Source organism: Roseovarius sp., assembly GCF_018066915.1.
Lineage (GTDB): Bacteria > Pseudomonadota > Alphaproteobacteria > Rhodobacterales > Rhodobacteraceae > Roseovarius.
Window position 1 is genome coordinate 1 of the sequence record NZ_JAGPVV010000093.1, and the last position, 8,289, is coordinate 8,289.

General features: G+C 63.2%; 9 protein-coding genes. 7 read left to right on the plus strand and 2 right to left on the minus strand.

What is annotated here, in order from left to right; translation table 11 throughout:
* On the minus strand, positions 1–1,019 hold a 1,019-nt coding region (ychF, locus tag KBT70_RS05340; RefSeq protein WP_296629492.1), incomplete at its 3' end, for a redox-regulated ATPase YchF.
* Between the two features lie 126 nt (positions 1,020–1,145).
* Between ychF and trpA the strand changes: the two genes are divergently transcribed.
* From trpA to KBT70_RS05360, 4 genes are all read left to right on the plus strand, one after another.
* Entirely contained in the window at positions 1,146–1,937 is a 792-nt protein-coding gene (gene trpA, locus KBT70_RS05345; RefSeq protein WP_296629493.1) for a tryptophan synthase subunit alpha, read from the plus strand.
* Positions 1,938–2,157: 220 nt separating this feature from the next.
* Positions 2,158–2,508, plus strand: a complete 351-nt coding sequence (locus KBT70_RS05350) for a hypothetical protein (protein ID WP_296629494.1) — start codon at positions 2,158–2,160, stop codon at positions 2,506–2,508.
* Between the two features lie 10 nt (positions 2,509–2,518).
* The gene (locus KBT70_RS05355; RefSeq protein WP_296629495.1) at positions 2,519–3,778 is read left to right on the plus strand and encodes a terminase family protein; all 1,260 of its coding nucleotides are present in this window, start codon (positions 2,519–2,521) and stop codon (positions 3,776–3,778) included.
* Positions 3,779–3,971: 193 nt separating this feature from the next.
* Positions 3,972–4,448 (plus strand): transposase, encoded by a 477-nt coding sequence (locus tag KBT70_RS05360; protein WP_296629496.1) that lies wholly within the window; start codon positions 3,972–3,974, stop codon positions 4,446–4,448.
* A gap of 104 nt (positions 4,449–4,552) precedes the next feature.
* Here the strand turns inward: KBT70_RS05360 and thyX are convergent, their stop codons facing one another.
* Positions 4,553–5,467: an FAD-dependent thymidylate synthase gene (gene thyX / locus KBT70_RS05365; protein ID WP_296629497.1), complete on the minus strand. Its 915-nt coding sequence runs from the start codon at positions 5,465–5,467 to the stop codon at positions 4,553–4,555.
* A gap of 207 nt (positions 5,468–5,674) precedes the next feature.
* Between thyX and KBT70_RS05370 the strand changes: the two genes are divergently transcribed.
* The 3 genes from KBT70_RS05370 to KBT70_RS05380 all read left to right on the plus strand — a co-directional run.
* The gene (locus KBT70_RS05370) at positions 5,675–6,598 is read left to right on the plus strand and encodes a transferrin-binding protein-like solute binding protein (protein WP_296629498.1); all 924 of its coding nucleotides are present in this window, start codon (positions 5,675–5,677) and stop codon (positions 6,596–6,598) included.
* A gap of 10 nt (positions 6,599–6,608) precedes the next feature.
* A complete protein-coding gene (locus KBT70_RS05375) occupies positions 6,609–7,997 on the plus strand; it encodes a hypothetical protein (protein ID WP_296629499.1) in 1,389 nt (462 codons plus the stop codon).
* A 99-nt stretch (positions 7,998–8,096) separates the two neighbouring features.
* Positions 8,097–8,289 (plus strand): VOC family protein (locus KBT70_RS05380; protein ID WP_363270134.1); only part of this gene is annotated, 193 nt, incomplete at its 3' end.

Sequence of the window (8,289 nt, forward strand, 5' to 3'; positions counted from 1 at the left end):
TCCTTGGCCTTTTGCTCGCCGCCCAAGCCCACGAAATCGTCATAGGCAATCGTCTCTGCGCGAATGAATCCGCGCTCAAAGTCGCCGTGGATCACGCCAGCCGCTTTGGGCGCAGGCGTTCCTGCCGGGATGGTCCAGGCGCGCGCCTCTTTGGGGCCGACAGTAAAATACGTCTCCAGATGCAAGAGGCCATAACCGGCGCGAATGAGCCGGTCGAGCCCCGCCTCCTCCAGCCCCATTTCGGTCAGGAACATCTCGGCCTCGTCCCGCTCCAGCTTGCTGATTTCCTCTTCGATCTGGGCTGAAATCACCACCGAGGCGGCGCCTTGCTCTGCGGCCATCTTGGCCACCGCATCCGAATGGGCATTGCCCGTCGCGGCATTGGCCTCATCCACGTTACAGACATAGAGGATCGGCTTGGCGGTCAGAAGTTGCAGCATTTTCCATGCCTTGGCATCCTCGGCATCCACCGCGACCGTGCGCGCAGGCCGCCCCGCCTCAAGGGCTGCCTGCGCCGCCCCAAGCAGCCGCTCGGCCTGGGCTGCGTCCTTGTCGCCACCCTTGAGCTTGCGTTGCAGCCCGGCGCGCCGCTTTTCGACCGACTCGAGATCGGCCAGCATCAATTCGGTTTCGATCGTATCAGCATCCGCCACCGGATCGACGCGCCCCTCGACATGGGTCACATCGCCATCCTCAAAACAGCGCAGCACATGGGCAATCGCATCCGTCTCGCGGATATTGGCCAGAAACTGATTGCCAAGACCCTCGCCCTTGGAGGCACCCTTGACCAGCCCCGCGATGTCGACAAAGGTCATGCGGGTCGGGATAATCTGTTTCGATCCGGCAATCTCGGCCAGTTTATCGAGCCGCGCATCGGGCACGGCCACCTCGCCCACATTGGGCTCGATGGTGCAAAAAGGAAAATTCGCGGCCTGCGCGGCAGCGGTGCGGGTGAGCGCGTTGAAGAGCGTGGATTTGCCCACATTGGGCAGGCCCACGATTCCCATTTTAAAGCCCATCTCAGACCCTCCATGCCTTGAATTGCGCGCATCTACGGGTTTGCGCGGCCCAAGGTCAAGCCGGGCATTGATTTCCCGCGCGCTTTGCGCCAAACCCGCACGGACCCATTCAGAGGACAGAGCCGCATGACACGCATCGACGCCAAATTCGCAGAGCTGAAGGCCGCCGGAAAGAAGGCCTTCGTTTCCTACATCATGGCGGGCGATCCGGATTATGACACCTCTCTCGCGGTGATGCAGGGGCTGCCCGGCGCGGGCGTGGATATCATCGAACTAGGTGTGCCCTTTACCGATCCGATGGCGGACGGGCCAACCATCCAACTGGCCGGTCAGCGGGCGCTGGCGGCAGGCATGACGCTTGAGAAAACACTGGCCATGGCGCGCACATTCCGCGAGGGCGACGATACAACGCCCATCGTGCTGATGGGCTATTACAACCCGATCTACAATCGCGGCGTGGACAAGTTTCTGACCGATGCCAAGGCCGCCGGGATCGACGGGCTGATCGTGGTCGACCTGCCCCCCGAAGAGGATGACGAACTCTGTATTCCAGCCAGCAAAGCGGGCATGAATTTCATCCGCCTCGCCACGCCCACCACCGATGACAAACGCCTGCCCAAGGTGCTCGAGAACACCTCTGGCTTTGTCTATTATGTCTCGATCACCGGCATCACCGGGGCGGCAGCGGCAGAGGCGGCAGATGTCGCCCCCGAGGTGGCACGGATCAAGGCGCAGACCGACTTGCCTGTGATTGTGGGCTTTGGCATCCGCACGCCTGAAACGGCGCAAACCATTGCCAGCGTCGCCGATGGCTGCGTCGTGGGCTCGGCCATCGTGGGCGAGATTGCCAAAGGCGGTTCGGTCGCAGAGGTGCTGAGCTTTGTGAAGGGACTGGCTGACGGCGCGCATCGCGCCTGAGCGCCGCTTGCGCTGAGGTTAATAAAACGTAAACATACCGGAGACTTGCGGACCAAAGCTAAAGCGCTCTGACTTGACTCAGCGCGCGGTCTCTCGTATAGGTTGTGACATGCTGGACGAATTGGGCAACGGCCCCGGGGGGAACCCCGGCGGCCGTTTTTTCATGCCGTCCAGCCAGAGGGGCCCACCGAAACACACCACTCACGAGGCAAGAGCACGCATGGTTTTGATCACCCCCGACGAGGGGCCCACCGGCCTGACCACCTCGATCAACGCGCTGGAGCAACAATTGGCCGATATGCGCGTGGATCTGGCAGAGATCTATCAACGGATCAGGTCCGGAGATCTCGACGAACTGAAAAACGCGACCAAGGCCACCACCGAAATCCGGCAATGGCTCAAGATCGCACTGGAAGCGGAGGCACAGCTTGAACGACGCAGAAAAGAAGACCTTGGCATTGTCCATGGATACGCCCTCGATTTCGACGACGCCCGGCATCAGATCGGGTGCCGACTGGATCGTCTCAAAAGGGCCAGTTGTAAGGGAAGACTTCCTCGATGCCCTGAGTGACGGCGAACTCATGGCCCTGCCCTATCTCTTCGAATTCTGGGCGCTGCCACATCAATTGCCCCCGTCGGGCGAGTGGCGGACATGGGTCATCATGGGCGGGCGCGGGGCGGGCAAGACCCGCGCCGGGGCCGAATGGGTACGGGCCGAGGTCGAGGGGGCGCGCCCCATGGATGCAGGCCGCTGCAAGCGGATCGCCCTTGTGGGTGAAACCATCGACCAGGTGCGTGAGGTGATGATCTTTGGCGAGAGCGGGATTCTTGCCTGTTCGCCCCCCGACCGCCGCCCCGAATGGCAAGCCACGCGCAAACGCCTGATATGGCCCAACGGGGCCGTGGCACAGGCCTTTTCCGCGCATGACCCCGAGGGGCTGCGCGGCCCGCAATTCGATGGGGCCTGGGTCGATGAACTGGCCAAGTGGAAACGCGCGCGCGAAACCTGGGACATGCTGCAATTCGGCCTGCGTCTGGGCGAGGCCCCCCGCGTCTGCGTCACCACCACACCGCGCAATGTCGGCGTGCTCAAGGATATTCTCGCCGCCTCCAGCACCGTCACCACCTCTGCCCCCACCGAGGCCAACCGCGCCTATCTCGCCGAAGGCTTTCTCGACGAGGTGCGCGCGCGCTACGCGGGCACACGGCTCGGGCGGCAGGAACTCGACGGTATCCTGATTGACGAGGCCGAGGATGCGCTCTGGACCCCCGCCATGATCGAGGCCGCCCGGATCGAGACCCTGCCCGAGTTTGACCGGGTGGTGGTGGCGGTCGATCCGCCGGTGTCGGGCCATGCGGGATCGGATGAATGTGGGATCATCGTGGTTGGGGCCATCACCCGCGGCCCGGTGCAGGACTGGCGCGCCTATGTGCTGGCCGATGCCAGCGTCAGCGCCGCCAGCCCCGCCCGCTGGGCCCGCGCCGCAATCCGCGCGCGCGAACTTTGGGGGGCCGAGCGCGTGGTGGCCGAGGTCAATCAGGGCGGCGATCTGGTGGAACAGGTGATCCGGCAGGTCGATCCCCTCGTGCCCCTGCGCAAGGTCCACGCCAGCCGGGGCAAGGTGGCGCGGGCTGAGCCTGTGGCGGCCCTCTACGAACAGGGACGGGTGCATCACGCCCGCGGACTTGGCGCGCTCGAGGATCAGATGTGCGCCATGACCGCGCGCGGCTACGAAGGGCGCGGCAGCCCCGACCGCGTCGATGCGTTGGTCTGGGCGCTCACCGATCTGATCGTCGAACCCGCCTCGAAATGGGTCCGCCCACGGGTGCGGGGGGTGTAGGGTGCGGGGGGTGTAGGGTGCGCATTCATTGAGCCCCCACGAGGGGTGCCCCCTCTCGATCCAGTTTCCTCCCGTAGGGTGCGCATCCATTGCGCACCAACTCTCACCGCCCCCGTACGGTGCGCATTCATTGCGCACCAACACTCTCACAGCCGATAACCATTCCTTAACCGTGTCATGGTTCTCTGAACCCATGTCCAATTACATCCGCCCCCAGATTGCCGGGGCCTGCGTCTTTTTCACCGTGACGCTCGCCAACCGACGCTCAGAGCTGCTCACCCGCGAGATCGCGGAGCTACGCGCGGCTGTCCGACGCACCAAGGCCGAGCGGCCCTTCACGATCGAGGCTTGGGTTGTCCTGCCCGACCATATGCACTGTGTCTGGACCCTGCCCGAGAATGATCACGATTTCTCGACCCGGTGGAGCGTGATCAAAGCCCGGTTTTCCCACGCCATGCCCCCTGCGCCCCGCCGCCCCAGCCACGTGGCCCGGCGCGAGCATGGGATCTGGCAGCGGCGGTTCTGGGAGCATCACCTCCGCAGCGATGCGGACAAGAGCGCCGCGATCCGCTATTGCTGGATCAACCCGGTCAAACACGGGTTGGCCGCCCGACCAGAGGATTGGGCCTATTCCTCGATCCACCGCGATGGCCCCGCCGCATGGCTATGACCTGCATATCCCGCCATCCATCGGCACGCCCCACCGCCCCGTAGGGTGCGCATTCATTGCGCACCATTGTCACGGTCCCACGGGCTGCGCAATAAATGCGCACCCTACGTGGACCCGTTCAAAACCCCCTCAAACTCCCGCCACTCCCCCTTGCTCATGCCGGAGGTTTCCTGCGTGACGACCTCGCCTTTCAGCATCCGCCGCACGCAATCGAGCGCGGTGGCGGACAACGTCGTCCCCCCCATGCGGTAATCCTCGAAGGCCTTGTAGGCATAGGGCACCCAATCGGCCACGAGGCGGCAGATTTCCTCGGCATAGACCCGGATTTCATATTGCGCATGGGCATCCGCGCGCAGGCGCAGGAAATGCAGGAGGTTGTGCAGATCGACCTTCCAATACCATTGCGTATAGATATTCGCAGGCAGGTTCATCCGCGCCAATTCGCGCGCCAGCCCCTGTTGGCCCTCCTGCGAAATCATCGCCTCGTAATGGTCATAGCAGCGCATCGCGTCGTCGGTCAGAATACGCAACACGCGCTGCGCCTCTTCCCCTTCGAGCGCGGCCCCCCGCCCCTGATTGTTGGTGGTCGATTGCGCCGCCAGCATATCAGGGGCCGGAATATAGAACTCGCGATCGAGGATCGAATAGCGCGCCGAATATTCATTCACATTGGCGGTGCGGTGCCGGATCCATTGCCGCGCGACAAACACCGGCAGCTTTACATGCAGCTTCAATTCGCACATCTCGAACGGGGTCGAATGCCAATGCCGCATGAGATAGCGGATGAGCCCCTCATCGTTCTGCACATGCTTGGTCCCCGCACCATAACTCACCCGCGCGGCCTGCACGATGGCAGCATCATCGCCCATATAGTCGATCACCCGGACAAATCCGTGATCGAGCACCGGATAGGCGGTATAAAGATGCTTTTCCATGCCCGCCGCCGTGGCGCGCAGGGTGTTTTGGGTCTGCGCACGCTGCGCGTCGATTTCGGCCTGTTGGTCAGGGCTGAGGGGCATGGCGAGGCCTTTCATCACAAGAACGAGTCGGAATTCACCATATCTTGCGGATGCCCCCCGCGCAAAGCCTATATCAGGTGTTTGCCCATGCGCCACAGCGGGCCAGTTTTTGCAATCCGCAGATGTATCGGGAATTGACTTTTAAATGCAATAGCCTGAGGCTAATCGCAAAACGAACAAAAAACATATATTGAGGGCAGTCTCATCATGAAACATATCGTGGCAGGCCTTATGGCTGCTGCCCTCTTGGGCGGCTGTGGCGGCGGATCATCCAACCCGTTCGATAATCCCGGCGAAGATGACGGCACAACGCCACCTCCCACGGATACCAGCGTGCCGACGGACATCGCGCAGGATGTGAGCCGGGTTCAGTTCGATCCGGCGACCCAGACGCTGACGGTCGAAGGGCTCTCGTTCGACGGGACCACCGATCCGGTCACATACAACCGCGCCGCGGCGCTCGACGTGCCGGGCTATCAGGCCTACACGATCCAGCAAGACGGTGCCTCGCGTCACAGCACCGCCTTTGCCGCGCAGAGCCAGACCTCGGGTTCCGTGACCGCTGGCGTGGCAGCGACGGGCGGCCCGCGCAACCGGTTCTTCATCGGGGCCGTCTTCGAGAGAACTGGCACCTATACCCAACCAACCACCGGCGAGGTGGTCTATACGGGTCGCTATGTCGGCCTCACCAACCTTGATTCCCAAGGTGGCGACCTGTTGCCGCCGCCCGCCGGAGTGTCCCCGGAACTGATCCCCACCCAAGCCGCCTCAACCCAGGGCGATGTGGTGCTGCGGGCAAACTTCGGGGATCGGCAAGTCGAAGGCAATATCATCAACCGCCGCATTTCCGAAACCCCCGGCGGCGTGGTGATCAACCTGCCGTCGCTGGTTCTGATCAACGCAGCGATCACCGAGGGCGGCACGTTCAGTGGCACCATCGAGTATGATCAATCCGCCTTTCCCGACGACCGTGTGACCGGCACCAGCATCGGCTCTTCCGCCGGTATCTTTGGCGGCACGGGTGCCACCGAAGTCGCAGGCGCGATCAAGATAAACGAATTCGACGGGCCGGGGAACCCACTTGGGCTGACCAACGAATTGGAAACCGGCATTTTCGTGCTTGACCGCTAGGGGCGGCGGCATGCCCGGAACCGGCCCGCGCAAAATCAGGCAGGTGCTGCGCGCCACAGCCGTGATCAGCGCGATCGGTCTTGGCGGGGTGTCCTCGGCGACCCCCGTCAACCTCTCGCTGGCCCAAGCCGATGCGCTGGCCGCGCAGGCGCTGGGCGCAGGGCAACCGCGGCTTGCCTATGACCTCAGCAAAGGTCTCTTGGAAGCGGATCGCCGCAATCCGCGCGCGCATTATTATCAGGCTTTGGCCCTCGCGCAGGCCAAGGCCTATGGTGCCGCCGAAAAGAAGGCCGCCCTCGCCTACTGGCATGCCAAATCGGATGAGCAGCGCTTTCAGGCCGCCAATCTCGCGGCAGAGCTCAGCTTTGCCGACGCGCGCTTGACCGGCTCGCAATTCTGGCTGCGCCGCGCGGTCGATCATGCCCCGAGTGACGTGGCCCGCGCCCAGACCATCTCCGCCTTTCAGAACGTGCGCGCGCGCAACCCGCTGCGTTTCGATTTTCGGTTCTCCGCCACCCCTTCCGACAACGTCAACAACGGGGCCAACAGCCCGCTCAACGTGATCGACGGCGTGCCGGTGGTGGGCACGCTCAGCCCCTCGGCACAGGCGCTTTCTGGCTTTATCACCACGGCGCAGGTCTCGGCCTCTTACCGTCTGGCCAAGAGCGACACGCAGGAAACACGGGCGCGTGCCCGCGTCAACGCCCGGCGGGTCGATATTTCAGACCCTGTGCCGGGGCTGAGCGGCGATGACCTGTCCTCGACCGTGCTGGAACTGGGGCTGACCCACTATTTGCGCGGCAAGACCGCGGCTGTGACATGGAAATTCGACCTCGACGGCGGGCGCGTCTGGTATGCGGGCGATCCGCTCTATGATTTCGCGCGCGTGGGTGCCGCGCGGCATCACCGGTTGAACGACCGCCTGCTGCTGAGCTTTGGTGCCGCCTTCGAGGATCAGCATTACGAGGCGACGCGCGGGGCCGACAGCACCGTGGCCAGCGGCTTTGCCGGTCTCGGCCTGACCCTTGAGAGCGGCGCGCAGATCGGCTTTCAGGTGCAGTATCGCGACACCGACAGCAACGGCATCAACCGCGCCTCGGATCAATGGACCGGCATCGCCAGCTACCAGTTGGGCCGCGATATCGGCCCTGCCAGTCTCGAATTTTCGCTTGGAATCAGCCAGTTGGATTATTCCAGCTATCAGGTCGGGTTCATCGCTGTGCCGGGCGGGCGCGATGACAGATCGGTCTTTGGTGGGGTGACGGCCACCTTTACCGATTGGGGTTATATGGGCTTTGTCCCGACCCTGACCGTGACCAGCGAACGCAGCGACTCCAACATCAGCCGTTTCGATGTCGAGGAAACCTCGATCACTTTGGGTATTCGATCAGAGTTCTGACGCGCAACCTAATCCGCCCCAGATTGCCCTCGACAATTGCCCTCGACACCGGCGCGCGGGCCACTATCCTCCGCAGCACTGACATAAAGGAGGATGACCATGCGCATCAAATACCTGCACACGATGGTTCGCGTCAAAGACCTGGAGGCGACACAGCGGTTCTTTGCCCTGCTGGGGCTCAAGGAAACCCGTCGCTGGGACAATGAAGGCGGGCGCTTCACGCTGGTGTTCATGGCCCCCGAGGGGCAAGAAGAGTGCCCGGTCGAACTCACCTATAACTGGGACGGTGACG

Coding starts and splice junctions, on each gene's coding strand:
- trpA (WP_296629493.1), top strand. CDS start 1,146: ATGACACGCATCGACGCCAAATTCGCAGAGCTGAAGGCCGCCGGAAAG.
- KBT70_RS05350 (WP_296629494.1), top strand. CDS start 2,158: ATGGTTTTGATCACCCCCGACGAGGGGCCCACCGGCCTGACCACCTCG.
- KBT70_RS05355 (WP_296629495.1), top strand. CDS start 2,519: ATGGCCCTGCCCTATCTCTTCGAATTCTGGGCGCTGCCACATCAATTG.
- KBT70_RS05360 (WP_296629496.1), top strand. CDS start 3,972: ATGTCCAATTACATCCGCCCCCAGATTGCCGGGGCCTGCGTCTTTTTC.
- thyX (WP_296629497.1), bottom strand. CDS start 5,467: ATGCCCCTCAGCCCTGACCAACAGGCCGAAATCGACGCGCAGCGTGCG.
- KBT70_RS05370 (WP_296629498.1), top strand. CDS start 5,675: ATGAAACATATCGTGGCAGGCCTTATGGCTGCTGCCCTCTTGGGCGGC.
- KBT70_RS05375 (WP_296629499.1), top strand. CDS start 6,609: ATGCCCGGAACCGGCCCGCGCAAAATCAGGCAGGTGCTGCGCGCCACA.